Genomic DNA, 14,392 nt, shown 5'->3' with positions numbered 1-14,392 from the left:
CAAACAAAAGTCGGGAAACTCCGCGAAACGGATGTCACCCTGCCCGCCGCACGCCCCCGATACGGCTAGACTCTCGGCATGACCGACGCCCTCCGCCCCGCACCCACCGCCGCGGAGAGGGCGGGTTCGGGTGGCGTGGCGGCCACGCCGCGGCCCCATATTCCGGGCGATCCGGGCCCCGTCACCGCCCCCGTTGCCGTGACCACCGCCGGCGCGGGTGCCGGCCACGTCCTCCAGATTTTCCGCGATGGCAGTGCGCGCACGAAGGCCGAGATCGGGGCCCTGACCGGGCTGGCGCGCTCCACCGTTTCCGCCCGGGTCGACACCCTGGTGGCCGCCGGGCTGCTGATCGCCGCCGGTGAGGCCGAGTCCTCCGGGGGCCGCCCGCCCGCCCGCCTGCGCCTCAATGGCCGCGCCCGGGTCGTGATCGCCGCCGAACTCGGCGTCACCCACGGCCAGGTCGCCGTGTCCGACCTCTTCGGCACCATCCTGACCGAGGAGCGCAGCGAGCTCCTGATCGCCGATGGCCCGGTGCCGGTGCTGGACTGGGTCATCGCGGCGGCCCACCGTCAGCTCGCCGCAGCCGGGCACAACACCGCCGATGTGCTGGGAGTCGGGATCGGCGTTCCCGGCCCGGTCGAGCACGCCGCGGGGCACCCGGTTGCGCCGCCGATCATGCCCGGCTGGGATCGCTTCGACATTGCCGGCTACGTAGGCACCCGGTTGGAGGCCCCGGTCTTCGTTGACAACGACGTGAACCTCCTCGCCCTCGGCGAGCGCGCCCAGGAGTGGCCCGAGGTACAGGATCTCGTCTACGTGAAGGTCTCGACCGGTGTGGGTGCCGGCATCATCAGCGGCGGCGATCTGCGCCGCGGCACCCAGGGCGCGGCCGGCGACCTCGGCCACGTGCGCATTCCCTTTGATCCCGAGTCGGGGCGTGAACCCACCGATGAGCGCGACCTCGAGGCCCTGGTGGGGGCCGCCGCCCTGGGCGAGCTCCTCGATGATGGCCCCGCGGCACCACGCAGCCGTTCGGCCGTGGTGGAGATTATCCGGGCGGGGGCCGATCCGGTACCCGCCATCCTGCACCAGGCCGGCCGCGATGTGGGGGCCGCACTGGCCACCGTCGTGAGCCTGCTGAACCCCTCCCACATCGTGGTGGGTGGCAGCATCGGTGCCGCCTCACCAGACCTTCTGGCCGGGGTGCGGGAGATCGTCGAGGCTCGGAGCATCACGCTGTCGAGCCAGGATCTACACATCATCCCCTCCCGCTCGGGCGACCGCGGCGGCACCCTCGGGGCCGCCCAGATGGTGCTCGGCTACGTGCTCTCGCCCACGAGCATCGACGCCCTCACCGCCGAAACCGCGAGTGCGGTGTGAGCTTCGATCACGAGCAGTACGCCCGCTGGGACGGCGTCGCCTGCGCGCTCACCGGAGCCGAAGCCTCGTATCCGTTCGGGCCGGACGCCCGGGTATTTCGCGTGTTCGGGAAGATGTTTGGCATGGTTTCCGAGGCGCGCTCACCGCTCCGGCTGACCCTCAAGGTGGACCCGGTGCGCGGCGACCACCTGTGCCGTGACTTCCCCGCGATTACGCCCGGATACCACATGAATAAGCGGCACTGGATCACCATTGTGCTCGACGACAGCGTGCCCGCCGAACTCATCGAGGACCTCATCGTGGACGCCCACGCGCGGGCGGCCGCCGGGCTCACCCGCGCCGAAAAGATCCGGCTGGCGGCCCTCGGCGACGCCCGCTAGCAACGCGGGTTAGCCGCGCTCCCCGCGCTGCAGGTCGCGCAGATCACGCCAGGTGATGACCCGCGCACCGCGACGCTCCAGGGCGTTGCCGATCGCGTCACCGGCAAACAGCGCGTGCTCCATCACGCGACGCTCCCAGCTGCGTACCGAGGCCCGCAGCTCCGAGGTCTCGACAAACGGGTGCAGGTAGATCTCGGTGACGCCGGGCTTCAGGTTCTCGATCAGCTCGGTCCACTCGGCCTCGAGCTTCGCCGGGCTGTCCTCCGGCTGGTTGTGGAAGGCCACGGTCGCGAGGCGGTCGGGGATCACCACGCCGAGGGAGTCGGCGAGCCGGGCCACCTCGGCGGTGGACTGCTCCAGCTCGGCCAGGCCGTCCGGGGTGGTTTCGGCATAGCGCGGCAGTCGGAAGGGCAGGTGGTACTCGGCGCAGGTTTCAAGGGTTTCGCGCAGGAAGCTGCGACCGGTCGCAATGCCGTAGACGCTGCCCATGTGGTTGTCGATGTGGCTGATATCCACGCCGAGACCACGCAGGTGCGCAACCTGCGCGTGCAGCTCGGCACGCACGTCCTCACCCGTGGCGTGCTGTTCCACGTGCAGGATCTTAGGCGGCATGTAGCCGGAGTCATCCACGAGGGATGCCGCGGCGGTCAGCGGCCGCCAGCGATACGCGGCCCACTCGCTGGTGAGGGTGAAGTGCAGGCCCACGTCAAACCCGGGGTTTTCACGGGAAATCTGCGCGGCCTCGGGAGCCCAGGCACACGGGGGCATCAGGGTCGCGCTCGAGATGCGGCGCTCGGCGAGCAGCGAGGAAATACCGAGGTTTGCCGAGTGGTTCATGCCGAAGTCATCGGCGTTGATGATGACGAGGACGTCTTCGGCCGAGTAGCCGAGACGCTCGGCGAGGGTTACGGGTGCTGATGCCATGCTGAAACCTCCAGGAATAGTGGGGAAGACGAACGCGCCAGGGTGACGGCACCGTCGAGCGCGTCGCCGAGCGCGGGGGCCAGTGTGTGGGGAGCGAGCAGCTCCACGATGTCGCGGTGCAGCGCGTTACCCGGGGTGGCGAGGGAACCGAGCACCGTGACCGGCGCTCCGGGGGCGGCCAGATCGGCGGCGAGACGGATGGTCTCGCGCAGCTCCTCGGCCGCGTGGCGCACAAACGCCCGGGCCGCCGGGTCGGAGTCGGCGAGCTCAATCACGGGGCGCGCGAAGCTCGCGATCACCTGAACCGAGCTGTGCCCGCCATAGACGGCGTGGGCGCCGGCCTCGAGGGAACCGTGAATCCCGATCCAGGCGTCCCGCAGTGCCCGCAGCGACTCGGCGGTGGGGTCTCGATAGACCGCCGTGAGTGCCTCATGACCGATCCGGAAGCCGCTGCCGTGGTCGCCGAGGAACGCGCCGAGACCGTCCACGCGGTGCGCACGCAGATCGGCGTCCACCGCCATCGCGATCGCGCCGGTGCCCGCCGCGAGGACCACGCCGGAACTCAGGCCGAGGGCCCCCACGTAGGAGGTCACCATGTCACTGCAGATGATGGCGCGCTCGAAACTCAGCGCCGCACCGAGGACATCAAGGACAAGCGCCTCAACCGCGGGATGCGGAACGTGCACGCTGTTGGCCCCGAGCACCACCGTGCCGATCCGCTCGGGCAGCGGGAGCCGTTCGGCGAGAAGCCGCAGCACCGAGACGGCGCGCTCGGCCCCGCCCTCGGCGGTCACGACGGGGAAGCCCTCGACGGTCGCCTCGCTCACGCGGCCATCGGCGAGGATCAGCCGGGCACGGGTCTTGGTCGCCCCCGCGTCAATGGCGAGGATCGAGCTAGTCTCCATAGATCGACTCCGGTCCGGTAAAGGCCCCGGGGGCCAGGTGTGGCATGGGCGAGCGCACCCGCGAGGGAGATTCAAACTGGAACCGATCGCCGCGGTAGACGGCATCAAGGAACTCCACCGGCTGCCCCTCGGCATCCTCACGGACGCTCTCCACGTAGTACGCCGGGGAGTGCGGTGCCACATCGAGCAGCTGAGATTCCCGGCCGCTCGTGGCCGTGGCACGCACGGTGACCCGGGAGGCGCCCAGGGCGATGCCGAAGCGACCGATGAGGAGCTCATAGAGCGAGCCCTGTTCGAGGTCTTCGGCGCTGAGCCCGGGTACGAGGTCCGCGGGAAGGTGCACGCGCTCAAGCGTCACGGGCTCATCCCCGGCGAATCGGAGCCGTACCGCGCGCAGGACGGGGGTGGCGGGGGCGAGGCGCAGGCGCTGACCCACGCGCACACCCGCGGGCTGGATGCTGAGTTCGAGGGTGCGGGTGCGCGCCACCGAGCCCATCCGCGCGATCTCCTCGCGCAGCGAGCCGTCAACGGTGGGGTTGAATCGCGCGGCGGCGGGGGCGAAGGTGCCTCGGCCGGGCACGCGCACCACGGCGCCCGACTCGGCCAGGTCGGCGAGGGCGCGGCGCAGGGTCATCCGGGCAACGCCCATCCGCTCGGCCAGGATCCGCTCGGGTGGCAGTGCTTCACCGGGAATCAGCGTGTCGACGACGTCCAACAGCTGGGCGCGCAGGGCCTCGTGTCGCCCCTGATTGGTGAGGGGATCGAGTGGTTTCATCATCCGTATTTCCTGGTTCTGGGGAGAGCGTGATGTAACAAGCGTGTAAACCAATGGTACATGACGTAGCTATATCTAGACCCATGGTCTACATTTCATTCAACGCCTTTTTGTTCCTCCCCACCCCTCGTGCCCCCGCGCGAACCCACGATCGGAGTCCCCCAATGACGAGTGCCTCACCCCGACCAGCCGCCGCACCACCCACGGCGCTCACCACGAGACGGGTCGTGAGCTTTGGAGCCGGAAACTTCTCCGCCCAGCTCATGCTGCAAACCTTTGCCACCCTCGCGGTGTTCTACTACGTCGACACCCTCGGCGCCGACCCACGCCTCATCGCGATCGCCATGGCGGTACACGGCGTCTTCAACGCACTCCTCAACCCGCTGTTCGGCTACCTCTCCGATCGCACAAAGTCGCGCTGGGGCCGGCGCATCCCCTGGATCATGTTCGGTGCCGTTCCGCTGGCTGCCGCCTTCACCCTGGTCTGGATTCCGTTCGCCACCACCCCGGTGGGCCTGTTCTGGAACTTCCTGGTGATCGTCCTCATCTACGACATTCTGTTTGTGCTCGTGGTGCTCAACTACGGCTCGCTCTTCCCCGAGATGTTCCGCAGCACGCAGGAGCGCGCCCGGGGTTCTGCCTGGCGTCAGCTGTTCGCCATCGTCGGTCTGATCCTCGGCGTCGCACTCGGCCCGGTCCTCTACGGCGCACTCGGCTGGGCCGGCATGGGTATCGTGCTGGGTGCCCTCGTGCTGCTCGGATTCGTGATCGCCCTCTCCGGCTCGGTTGAGCGTGCGCAGGACATCCCCGAACCGATCGGGTTCGGCCGGGCACTGCGCGCCACCCTCACCAACCGCGTGTTCCTGGTCTATGTGTCCGCGAGCTTCCTCATCCAGCTCGCCATCGCGCTGATGCAGGCGGCGATGCCGTTCTTCACCAAGTACGTGATCGGCGATACCGACCCCGGGGCGGTCTCGCTCATCCTCGGCACCATGTTCGTCGTGGCGATACCGATGGTCTACGTCTGGAGCGCATTCATTCGTCGGTTCGGATCAAAGCCCGCCATTCTCGCCACCGTCGCGATCTTCATCCTCGGTCTGGCTCCGTTCCTGCTGCTCTCGGGCATGCCCGCCGCCATCGGCACGGCGGCGCTCGTGGGCGTGGCCATCGCCGGTGTCCTCGTGCTGCTGGATATCCTGCTGGCCGAGATCATCGACATCGATGCCGAACGGGTGGGCCAGCGCCGCGAGGGCATGTACCTCGGTGTGAACGGCTTCATCGTGCGCTGGTCGGTCACCGTACAGGCCGTGGCCTTTGGACTGATCCTGCCCTGGTCGGGCTACAACCAGGCGGCCCCGGTGCAGCCCGAGTCGGTCGCCGTGGGCGTGCGCGCGCTGATGTCGGGGCTCCCCATCGCGGCCCTCGCGATCGCGTTTGTGATCCTGCTGGCCTACCCGCACCGTCGCCCGACGGCGGTGACGCCGGAGACCCTGGCCGAGGTCGCGGGCACCCGCGAAGACTAGGCAAATTGCCCCTCGGGGTGGCCCACGGGCCGCCCCGAGGCCGCTAGTCGACTACACCCACCGACACGAAGCCGAAGCCCTCGTCGACGATCGCCGCGGCACCGGCGGTATGGGCCGCAATGCGCTCGGCGGCGATGTCGCGATCCTCGGGCGGGATGCCCAGGCGCAGGGTCACCGCGGCCCCGTACTCGGCCTCGCCGATGCTCCATCCGCGGCGCAGCGCCTCGGCCTCGACAACGGCCGCGGTGGAGTAGTCGAGCGTCACGGCGATGCGCTCGCGCGGCTCAAAGCGCAGGATTTTGGCGTGGGTCACCGCGTCCGCCACCGCCGCTCGGTAGGCGCGGGTGAGCCCGCCGGCCCCGAGCAGAATGCCACCGAAGTAGCGCACCACGATGGCCACCACAAACGTCAGTTCGGACCCGTCAAGCGCGTCCAGCATCGGGGCACCCGCGGTTCCCGAGGGCTCCCCATCGTCGTTGCTGCGCTTGAGTTCGCCACGCTCCCCCAGCACGAACGCGGTGCAGTGGTGCCGGGCCTTGGGATGCAGGGCACGCACGCGGGCGATTTCGGCGCGCGCCTCCTCCTCATCGGCCACCGGGGTCAAAAAGCAAATAAACCTCGAGCGCTTGATCTCCTGTTCGGCCGAGGCCGGCGCAGCGATGGTGCGATATCCGGGCGGCACAAAGGGGGTCATGGATTCCAGGCTAGTACGTGGACCATGCCAGCCGGGCCGGTTATGCTGACCGCATGACCGCACGCGCGCTGCTGGACCGGATCGAAACCCTCTCTCCCGCGGATCGCCGCCGGGAAATCGCGCTCCGAGCGCGCCAGGCGGCCCCCGCGGAGATCGAGGCGCTCACCGCCGAGCTCGTGGCGGATTCCCTCTGGGGTGCCGAAATCGCCGCCGCGCTGGCGCGGGAGGCACGCGCGGTCACGCCGCTCCTGGCCCTACTGGGCTATCCCCACGCCCGCGTGCGGGAGCTGGCGATTGCCGCGCTCCCCCGCTGCACCGAGGCCACCCCCGAGACCGTGCTCGCGGCGTATGCCGGGGCGAGCGCCCGGGAACGCGCCCGCCTGATCCGCTCGGTGCGCGCCACCCGACGCAGCGAGCTCGCCGATGCCCTGCTCGGCGCGGCCCTGCACGCCTGCCGCATCTCCGAGGCACGCCTGGTTCTTCCCGCGGTGTCGCCCGATCTCGCCGCCGAACACCTCGGCACGCTCATTCCCGGTGCGGAGCATCCGGAACACATCGTCCGCGCCCACCCCGGGCCCTCGATTCCCGTGCTGCTCGCATCGGTGCGGGTGAGTGCGCCGGCCGAGCGCGCCGCCGTCTGGACCCGCATTCAGCCGGCCCTCGGCCTCGCGATTGCGGCCACCGGGGAGGATGAGGCGGTGCGCATCTCCGCTCGGGAGTGCCCGCCGGCCGAGGGCTGGGAGTACGACCACGGCCCGCTGTGGGATGCCCTGGTGCGGGCGAACCCCGAGGCCGCCACGCGGGAGCTGATCTCCACCCGGTTGAACCTCCGCCAGGACCTCTTCCTTTCCCGCGGAACCGCCCGATTCCTCGCCGCGCAGGCCCCGGCCGCGCTGCTCGATCTCCTCAGCGCGCACCTTCAGGACGACTACCCCTCTCTGCTGGCCACCCGGATACTAACCTCGGCCGCACCGGCGGATGCCCGGCTGCTCCTGGCCACGCTCATCGATCGCGGAGTACGCGTTCACACGGGCCGCTGGGATGGCGACGACCTGCTGCCGGAGATCGCCCGGAACACCGCGGCACTGCTCTCTCCCGGCGAGGAATCCGCGGGCTGGCTGCCGCTCAGCGAGGCCGAACCGTTCCTCGCGCCGCTCCTCACCGACGCCGATCCCCTCCGACGTGCGCGCGGCTATCAGACGCTGATTACGGCGGCGGGGCTCGACTCCCAGGCGGGCCTCCCGGCCCTCCTCACCCGCCACACCGCACTCCTCGGCGAGCGCGGCTCGGTTCGCGGCGCGGCCCTCACCACACTCGCGGATCTCCCCTCCCGGGCGCTCTCCACCCTGACCGCCGACGCCTTCCTCCCGCTCCTTCGGGCGGCGCTATCCGCGCCCGATCGCGATCTGGGAACCCTCTACGCCCTCTCCCGCATCGCCCTGCGCCTGCTCACCGCCTCCCGCGGGGATGACCCGCTGGGCTGGCGCATCCTGGACGCGGTCGCCCCGATCACCACCATCGTGTGGAACCTGCGAGTGATCCCCGACGAGCTGCGGGCCCTCGTGATCGATCGGCTGCTGCCCCACGCCCATACGACCGAGGCGCTGGCCCAGCTCAGCTGGATGGATCCGAAACACCCCGGGGTCACGAACGAGCTGGAGCGCCGCATCGCGCAGCTCGGCCCGGACGATGACGCCGCCGCCGAAGCGCTCCTCACCGCCTGGCTGCGCGACCGCGATACCCGCACCGCTCGCGTCCGCGCGCTGCTGAGCGCAGCCTCGCCGCTCCCCGCGGCCCTCGCCTCCCCCGCGGTGCGCGCAACCCTCGCCCATGCCGCGAGCGATCTGATCGCCCAGGCGTTGGCTACCGCGGGGCTGAGCGACGCGGGGCTCCTGCCCGAGACCGCTCGCTCCGCCTCCTGGGGTGCCGGAACCCGCGCGCTGGTCGCCGCGGCGTATGGCGAGCTACTCCGGGCATCTACCGATGATGAATACGCCGCCCGTGAGGCGCTGGGAGCGCTCGCGCGCATTCCCGGATATGGACTCGACGTGCTGCGGGACCTGGCCCTCGCGCCGGATGAGGCAGCGGCCGATTCGCCGGATGCAGACCCGTCCGCCGCACGCCTGCGTGCGCGAGCGACCGCGCTACTCGGCGCGCGTCCGGAGGATGCGGCCGCCGATACCGACCTGTGCACGATCCTTACCTCCGCCGCCGACCCCGCCATCGGCCCGCTGCGCCGCGTGGCCGGAGCCGCACTGGTTCGCCGTGCGGGCACCCTCGCCGCCGCGGACTCCGCCGCCCTGCTGGACCGCATAGCTGCGGCCACCAACACCGTATCCGCGCGTCGTCTCGCCCTGGCCGCCGTGGATCGCGCCGCCCCGATCGATCACGCCGCACGCCGCCTGCTCATCCTGGGGGCTGACCCGCATCCAGACGTTGTCTGGACCGCCATCGGACTCGCCCTGGGGCGAGCCGAGGCCGCCACGGAACGGGCGTTCATCCGCGCCGAGTTTGCCGCGGGGCTCACCGAGGAAGATGCGCTGCGTGCGGGATCGCTCCTCGCGCGCATACACCCCGGAAGCCTCTCGCCCGCGGCACGATCGGATGCCACCCGCGCGATCACCGCCGTGGTTTCCGCGGCGGGCGCGCTCTCCGACGCCGCAGTGCCACTCGTCCACGGCTGGGTGAGCGGCGCTCCCGAGCTCGCGGCCGAGGTGTGGCACGCCCTGGCCGCCGCCCCCGAGCACTGCTCGCCGGGAACCGGCCGTCTCGTCGCGGCCATCCTGGCCGAGGGTCACGTGCTGGGCGCTCGTGAGGCGATCCACGCGCTCTCCCTCGCTCCCCTCGCGCGCCACACCCTGGGCACCATCCTGGATGCCGAACACCTGCTGGCCGGGCGCAGGCTTCCGCCCGAGTCGGCCGAGGCTCTCCGCTTCGTGGCCGAAGACCTCGCGACCACCGGTGAGCACGCAAGGATCTCAGCCCGGCTCGCCTACTCACTGTTCTCGGTGAGTGACGTTCCACCCGCCCAACTTGTGCCCGTTCTTCGCGCCGCACTCGCCGGTCGCGGATCGGTGGCCGCCGAGACCACCACGGGGTTCACTGCGCAACACCTCGCCGAAACGCCCTCCCGAGTGTGGGAACTCGTCGACGCCCTGGTCACAGCCTCTGCCGACGCGGCCGAACTCATCGTCGCGGTGGACACCCTCGGCCGGCTCTCCACCGCGTCTGCGCCGGCGGCAGACGCCGCGCAGGAAAAACTCCGCGCCCTGCTCCCGCAGCTGCCGCCGGAGCCGCGCGAGCGCGCCCTCGACGCGCTGGCCCGCGTCGCGCAGCCGGGTGTTTTGCCGGTTCGCACCCGAACAGTCTGATGCGAATTAGCCCCACGTTTTAGCGGTGTACGCGGGTCTCCCAAAAATCCATTAGGCTACTTAGGTAACCCTTACTCTTTCGAAGGATCCCCATGAGCGCCTTTGTTTTTGCCCCGGAGATCGTTGCGGGCGTCCTGCACCACATGAACGACGACCACAACGATGACAACCTCCTGATTGCGCGCGCCTTCGGTGACCGCGACGCCACCACCGCGGTCATGACCGCACTGGACGGCGAGGGCGGCACCTGGAGCATCACCGTGGGCGACGCGGCACGCGACCTGCGCGTGGAGTGGAGCACCTCGATCACCGAGCGTCCCGAAATCCGTCGCGAGATCGTGGTGCTGTACGACCGCGCCTGCGCCGAGCTGGGCCTCGAACCGCGCCCGCACGCCTAGTTCGACACCCGGCCGAAAAACGGCCGAGAAATCGCCCAGCATCTTGCCGACACGGTGCCGGTATGGGTAACCTAAGTAAACGGGCCCTCGGTGCCCACCCCTTCCCCATTTTCCCCGCACGTCCGGAGCGTCTCATGACCGATGTCACCCCCTTCTCCACCCAGGTTCGCGAGCGCACCGCCACCGATCACTCCTCGAGTGAGGGTGCGGACTTCATGGCCGACCTGATGCGCGGCCGCGGCACCCGCGAGGACTACGCCGCCCTCACCGCCCAGCACTTCTTCATCTACGAGGCCCTCGAGGCCGCCGCAGACGCTCAGGCAAACGACCCGGTGGCCGGCGCGTTCGTGTTCGAGTCGCTGCGCCGCCTGCCCTCGCTGGAGCGCGACCTGGAATTCCTGCTCGGTGACGGCTGGCGCGAGCAGATCGCCCCGCTGCCCACCACCGTGAACTACGTGGCACGCATCAACGAGGTCGGCCCCAGCTGGGCCGGCGGCCTGATCGCCCACCACTACACCCGCTACCTCGGCGACCTCTCCGGCGGCCAGTACATCGCCCGCCTGATGAAGCGTCAGTTTGAGCTGGATGAGCGCGGCATCGAGTTCTACGCGTTCCCCGAGATCGAAGATGCCGCCGCCTTCAAGGACGCCTACCGCGCCCTGCTCGACGGCCTGGAGCTGGACGACGCCGAGCGCGAGCGCGTCATCGAAGAGATCGTGCGCGCCTACGCCTACAACACCGAGCTTTTTGTGGACCTCACCGCCGCGAAGGCCGCCGCGGCCGCGTAGCCACGGGGTGTGTGAACGCGGGTACCTCCTCGGAGGTGCCCGCGTTTTTGCGTGCGGTCGCGCAGGCGGTGCGGCTCAGGCCGAGCGCTAGGAGAATGCCGGAGGTGCGGCGTCGGGCCCCACGGACTCGCGGCCGCTCATGAAGCGCACGACGTCCTCATCCACGATCACGTCACTCGGGCGCAGCGGGCGCGCGAGATAGAGCCCGTCGAGGCTCGTGAGGCGGCTGAGCGCGACGTAGGTCTGACCGGGGCTGAACGCGCGCGGACCGAGGTCCACAATCGCGCGATCGTAGGTCTGCCCCTGGGACTTGTGAATCGTCACGGCCCAGGCCAACCGGAGCGGGAACTGGGTAAACTCCGCCACGATATCGCGCTTGAGCTGCTTGGTCAGCGGCGAGTAGCTGTACTTATACTTCTCCCAGATGGCCGGCTCGACCTCGTGGACCTCGCCGTCGACCTCCACAAACACGTTGGTATCGATGCGCGTGACGGTGCCGATGGTGCCATTGACCCAGCGCTGACCATCCGGCCCCGCGGCGTCGTTGCGCAGGAACATCACCTGCGCGCCAACCTTGAGTTCAAGCTTGTCATCGGCCGGAAACGCCGACTTCCCGAACTCGCCGGTCACCTCGGCGCGGGCGGTGAGCAGGCGGCCGGGCAGCTTCTTGAGCGCCGCCGCGTTGATCCGGGTCACCGCGTCATTGCGGGCGGCGAGGGTGATGATGGTGTCGCCGTCCTCGGGCAGCGGACGCTCCCCCGCCGCGTTGAGGCGACCGCCAATTTCGGCGTCCACGGTGCCGTGGCGCACGGCGGTGAGCATGCGGCGGAAGTCGTTGTCTGCCTGCCGATGAATCTGAACGAGCTCGATCACGCGCAGCGGTGCTTCCTGCCACACCTTCGCATCGAAGAACCAGAACGAGCGGTAGGTGTCGGCGATATAGTCGCGCTCCTCGCCGTGACCGGGCACCGGCGCGAGCTGATACGGGTCGCCAAAGAGGACAACCTGGACACCGCCGAACGGCTCGTGGCGACGCTGCCGCGCCTGGCGCAGGCTGCGATCCATGGCGTCCATGAGGTCGGCGTTCACCATCGAGATCTCGTCAATCACCAGCGTATCGATGGTGTTGAGGAGCTTTTTGGTCTGGTCGTTCTGCTCGATTTCCTGATCGGCGATCAGGCCGATCGGCAGCCGAAAGAGCGAGTGGATCGTCTGGCCGCCCACGTTGAGCGCGGCGACACCGGTGGGGGCACAGATAACGATTGTCTTGCTGGTGTTCCACGAGAGGTGGTTGAGCAGGGTCGACTTTCCGGTACCCGCACGACCGGTCACAAACAGGTGCTCGCGGGTGCCCTCGATGAGGTCAAACACGGCCTGCTGCTCACTACTGAGCGCGGGTGAGGACGATGCCACGCGGACCCCTCATTTCGAAATCGACAGATCCCAGGATACCCCGCAGTTCGACACACATCGGACACAATCGCTTGACTATTACGCATTCCGTAGTAGTGTGCAGTGTGTTGATAGGAGAACGCGTGGATACTACACAGCTACTGAAGGGCGTCCTGGACATCGCGGTGCTCGCGGTGATCCGTGACGAGGATGGCTACGGGTACGACATCGTCCGTCGCCTGCGCGCCGCGGGCCTCGAGGACGTCGGGGACGCCTCGGTATACGGCACCCTCCGCCGGCTCTATGCCGCCGGGCTACTGTCCACCTACGTGGTGCCCTCCGAGGGCGGCCCACATCGCAAGTACTACGGCATCAACGATCAGGGACGCGCCACCCTGGAGGCCGATAGCCGCACCTGGAGCGCGTTTGCCGAGCGTCTGGGCGCACTCATCAACCCCGAATCAGACCCCGCCACCACCCCGGGAGGAACCAAATGACCGGCATCTCGACCGACCCGCGCGCCACCGCCTTCGCCGCCGAGGTGCGCGCACGCCTCGCCGATCTGGGGACCGAGGAGATCACGGAACTCACCGAGGGCCTGGAGGCCGACCTCGCCGAACGCCTGGCCGACACCGATGACCTCGGCGACCCGGCAGCCTACGCGCAGGAGCTGCGGGAGTCCGCCGGGCTGCCCGCGGTGGGCACCCACGTGCCCCCGCGGCCCGATGCCCGTGAACGCTGGGCGGCGCGCCGCGACCGCGCCATCGCCCTGACCCAGCACCGCCGCGTCGCCCCCCTCTGGCGGTTTGTGGTGTCGCTGCGACCCGTCTGGTGGGTCGCTCGCGGATGGGCGCTGTTTATCTGCACCGGTGCGGTCGGGGTGCGCCTCAACTGGCTTCTGCCGGCCGATTTCCTGGGGTGGCTCCTCTTGGCCGCCGCCATCGTTCTGAGCGTTCAGTGGGGACGCGGTGCCTGGCTCGGCTCCACCCTCCTGCGGGTGCTCAAGGTCATCGTCAGCATCGTCGCGGTCATCGCCCTGCTGTTCATGGTTCCCACCGCGATTCACGGGCTCTCCTACGATGAGTACGGCTCTCAGGGGTCCGACTCGGACACGTGGGAGGCACCCCCGGGGCTCACCATGAACGGTGAGAACGTCAAGAACATCTTCGCCTACGACTGCGCGGGTCTCCCCCTCGACCGCGTTCAACTCTTCGACTCCGCGGGCACGCCGCTCACACTGGAGCCCGCCGATAGCGAGGGAATCATTCGCCGCTGGGATTCGGTATCGGATACCGACATCGAGCTGCAGACCCGCACCGATACCAGCCAGGGCCCCATCACCAACGCCTTCCCGCTCGAGGTCGTGGGCACCACCTCGGGTTTGCCGGCTCCGACGCCCACCCCCGATCCGAGCCCCGCACCGTCCTCCGGGGCCGGATCCGCAGCCGCTCTGGGCGTCTCGTTCCCGTTCGAGAACGCACGCGCCCTTCCCGGCTGCGCGCTCCCCGTCGAGGGTGCCCCCGCCGACGAGAACCCGCCCACTGAAGACACCCAGGGAGCTGCGAACGCTCCTGCCATCGAGGACACTCCCGGCACCGAGAACTCGCCCACCACCGACCCGACGCCCGCACCGTAGGCGCCACGCCACCTTCCGGCACACCCCACCATCGGAGAACATCATGAACGACCGCGTTACCCGCCCGGCATCCGACACCGATGCCGAGACCCGTCTGCACCACCCGCCCGCGATCTACTCGATTCCCGTAGACATCGCACCCTGGCTCGACACCCTGGCCGAGGCGCGCACCCCGGGGCATCCGTCTAGGGCGCGCTGAGCTGCGGTGGGTCGGCCCCTCGGGGTC

14 protein-coding genes are annotated in these 14,392 nt (G+C 69.5%); 9 read left to right on the top strand and 5 right to left on the bottom strand.

Annotated elements, in window-relative coordinates; genetic code table 11:
• Positions 1-78: 78 nt before the first annotated feature.
• Positions 79-1,380 (top strand): ROK family transcriptional regulator, encoded by a 1,302-nt coding sequence (locus tag D9V32_RS10445; RefSeq protein ID WP_121648845.1) that lies wholly within the window; start codon positions 79-81, stop codon positions 1,378-1,380.
• Positions 1,377-1,760 (top strand): MmcQ/YjbR family DNA-binding protein, encoded by a 384-nt coding sequence (locus tag D9V32_RS10440; RefSeq protein WP_121648844.1) that lies wholly within the window; start codon positions 1,377-1,379, stop codon positions 1,758-1,760. Before D9V32_RS10445 ends, D9V32_RS10440 begins: the two co-directional genes overlap by 4 nt.
• Positions 1,761-1,769: 9 nt before the next feature.
• Here the strand turns inward: D9V32_RS10440 and D9V32_RS10435 are convergent, their stop codons facing one another.
• The 3 genes from D9V32_RS10435 to D9V32_RS10425 are packed head-to-tail and all read right to left on the bottom strand — an operon-like array spanning position 1,770 to position 4,367.
• Positions 1,770-2,684 carry a polysaccharide deacetylase family protein gene (locus tag D9V32_RS10435; RefSeq protein WP_121648843.1) on the bottom strand — a complete coding sequence of 305 codons (915 nt, stop codon included), beginning with the start codon at positions 2,682-2,684 and terminating at the stop codon, positions 1,770-1,772.
• The gene (locus D9V32_RS10430) at positions 2,666-3,589 is read right to left on the bottom strand and encodes an N-acetylglucosamine kinase (protein ID WP_183086270.1); all 924 of its coding nucleotides are present in this window, start codon (positions 3,587-3,589) and stop codon (positions 2,666-2,668) included. The genes D9V32_RS10435 and D9V32_RS10430 overlap by 19 nt, the downstream gene beginning before the upstream one ends.
• The gene (locus D9V32_RS10425) at positions 3,579-4,367 is read right to left on the bottom strand and encodes a GntR family transcriptional regulator (RefSeq protein WP_121648841.1); all 789 of its coding nucleotides are present in this window, start codon (positions 4,365-4,367) and stop codon (positions 3,579-3,581) included. Before D9V32_RS10425 ends, D9V32_RS10430 begins: the two co-directional genes overlap by 11 nt.
• A 50-nt stretch (positions 4,368-4,417) precedes the next feature.
• Between D9V32_RS10425 and D9V32_RS10420 the strand changes: the two genes are divergently transcribed.
• Positions 4,418-5,887: an MFS transporter gene (locus tag D9V32_RS10420; RefSeq protein ID WP_342772577.1), complete on the top strand. Its 1,470-nt coding sequence runs from the start codon at positions 4,418-4,420 to the stop codon at positions 5,885-5,887.
• Between the two features lie 43 nt (positions 5,888-5,930).
• Here the strand turns inward: D9V32_RS10420 and D9V32_RS10415 are convergent, their stop codons facing one another.
• Entirely contained in the window at positions 5,931-6,581 is a 651-nt protein-coding gene (locus D9V32_RS10415; protein WP_121648839.1) for a YigZ family protein, read from the bottom strand.
• Positions 6,582-6,634: 53 nt separating this feature from the next.
• Here D9V32_RS10415 and D9V32_RS10410 point away from each other — a divergent pair, with 53 nt between their 5' ends.
• The 3 genes from D9V32_RS10410 to D9V32_RS10400 all read left to right on the top strand — a co-directional run bounded on the left by D9V32_RS10410 (position 6,635) and on the right by D9V32_RS10400 (position 11,138).
• Positions 6,635-9,952, top strand: coding sequence for a hypothetical protein (locus D9V32_RS10410; RefSeq protein ID WP_121648838.1), 3,318 nt, complete (start codon positions 6,635-6,637; stop codon positions 9,950-9,952).
• 92 nt (positions 9,953-10,044) lie between these two features.
• Positions 10,045-10,350, top strand: a complete 306-nt coding sequence (locus D9V32_RS10405; RefSeq protein WP_121648837.1) for a DUF2470 domain-containing protein — start codon at positions 10,045-10,047, stop codon at positions 10,348-10,350.
• Between the two features lie 134 nt (positions 10,351-10,484).
• Positions 10,485-11,138, top strand: a complete 654-nt coding sequence (locus tag D9V32_RS10400; protein ID WP_121648836.1) for a biliverdin-producing heme oxygenase — start codon at positions 10,485-10,487, stop codon at positions 11,136-11,138.
• Positions 11,139-11,225: 87 nt separating this feature from the next.
• On the opposite strand, the gene D9V32_RS10395 is transcribed toward D9V32_RS10400, so the two are convergent.
• On the bottom strand, positions 11,226-12,551 hold the full coding sequence (locus tag D9V32_RS10395; RefSeq protein WP_121648835.1) for an ATP-dependent DNA helicase: 1,326 nt from the start codon (positions 12,549-12,551) through the stop codon (positions 11,226-11,228).
• A 122-nt stretch (positions 12,552-12,673) separates the two neighbouring features.
• On the opposite strand from D9V32_RS10395, the gene D9V32_RS10390 reads away from it, so the two are divergent.
• The 3 genes from D9V32_RS10390 to D9V32_RS16240 are packed head-to-tail and all read left to right on the top strand — an operon-like array spanning position 12,674 to position 14,365.
• A complete protein-coding gene (locus tag D9V32_RS10390) occupies positions 12,674-13,027 on the top strand; it encodes a PadR family transcriptional regulator (RefSeq protein ID WP_121648834.1) in 354 nt (117 codons plus the stop codon).
• Positions 13,024-14,166 carry a hypothetical protein gene (locus D9V32_RS10385; protein ID WP_121648833.1) on the top strand — a complete coding sequence of 381 codons (1,143 nt, stop codon included), beginning with the start codon at positions 13,024-13,026 and terminating at the stop codon, positions 14,164-14,166. The genes D9V32_RS10390 and D9V32_RS10385 overlap by 4 nt, the downstream gene beginning before the upstream one ends.
• Before the next feature lie 43 nt (positions 14,167-14,209).
• Positions 14,210-14,365, top strand: a complete 156-nt coding sequence (locus D9V32_RS16240; protein ID WP_183086269.1) for a hypothetical protein — start codon at positions 14,210-14,212, stop codon at positions 14,363-14,365.
• Positions 14,366-14,392 lie beyond the last annotated feature (27 nt).

The organism is Mycetocola tolaasinivorans, from assembly GCF_003667565.1.
Taxonomy (GTDB): domain Bacteria; phylum Actinomycetota; class Actinomycetes; order Actinomycetales; family Microbacteriaceae; genus Mycetocola; species Mycetocola tolaasinivorans.
Note: the sequence above shows the minus strand (reverse complement) of the source record. Positions and strands in the feature narration are given on the sequence as shown.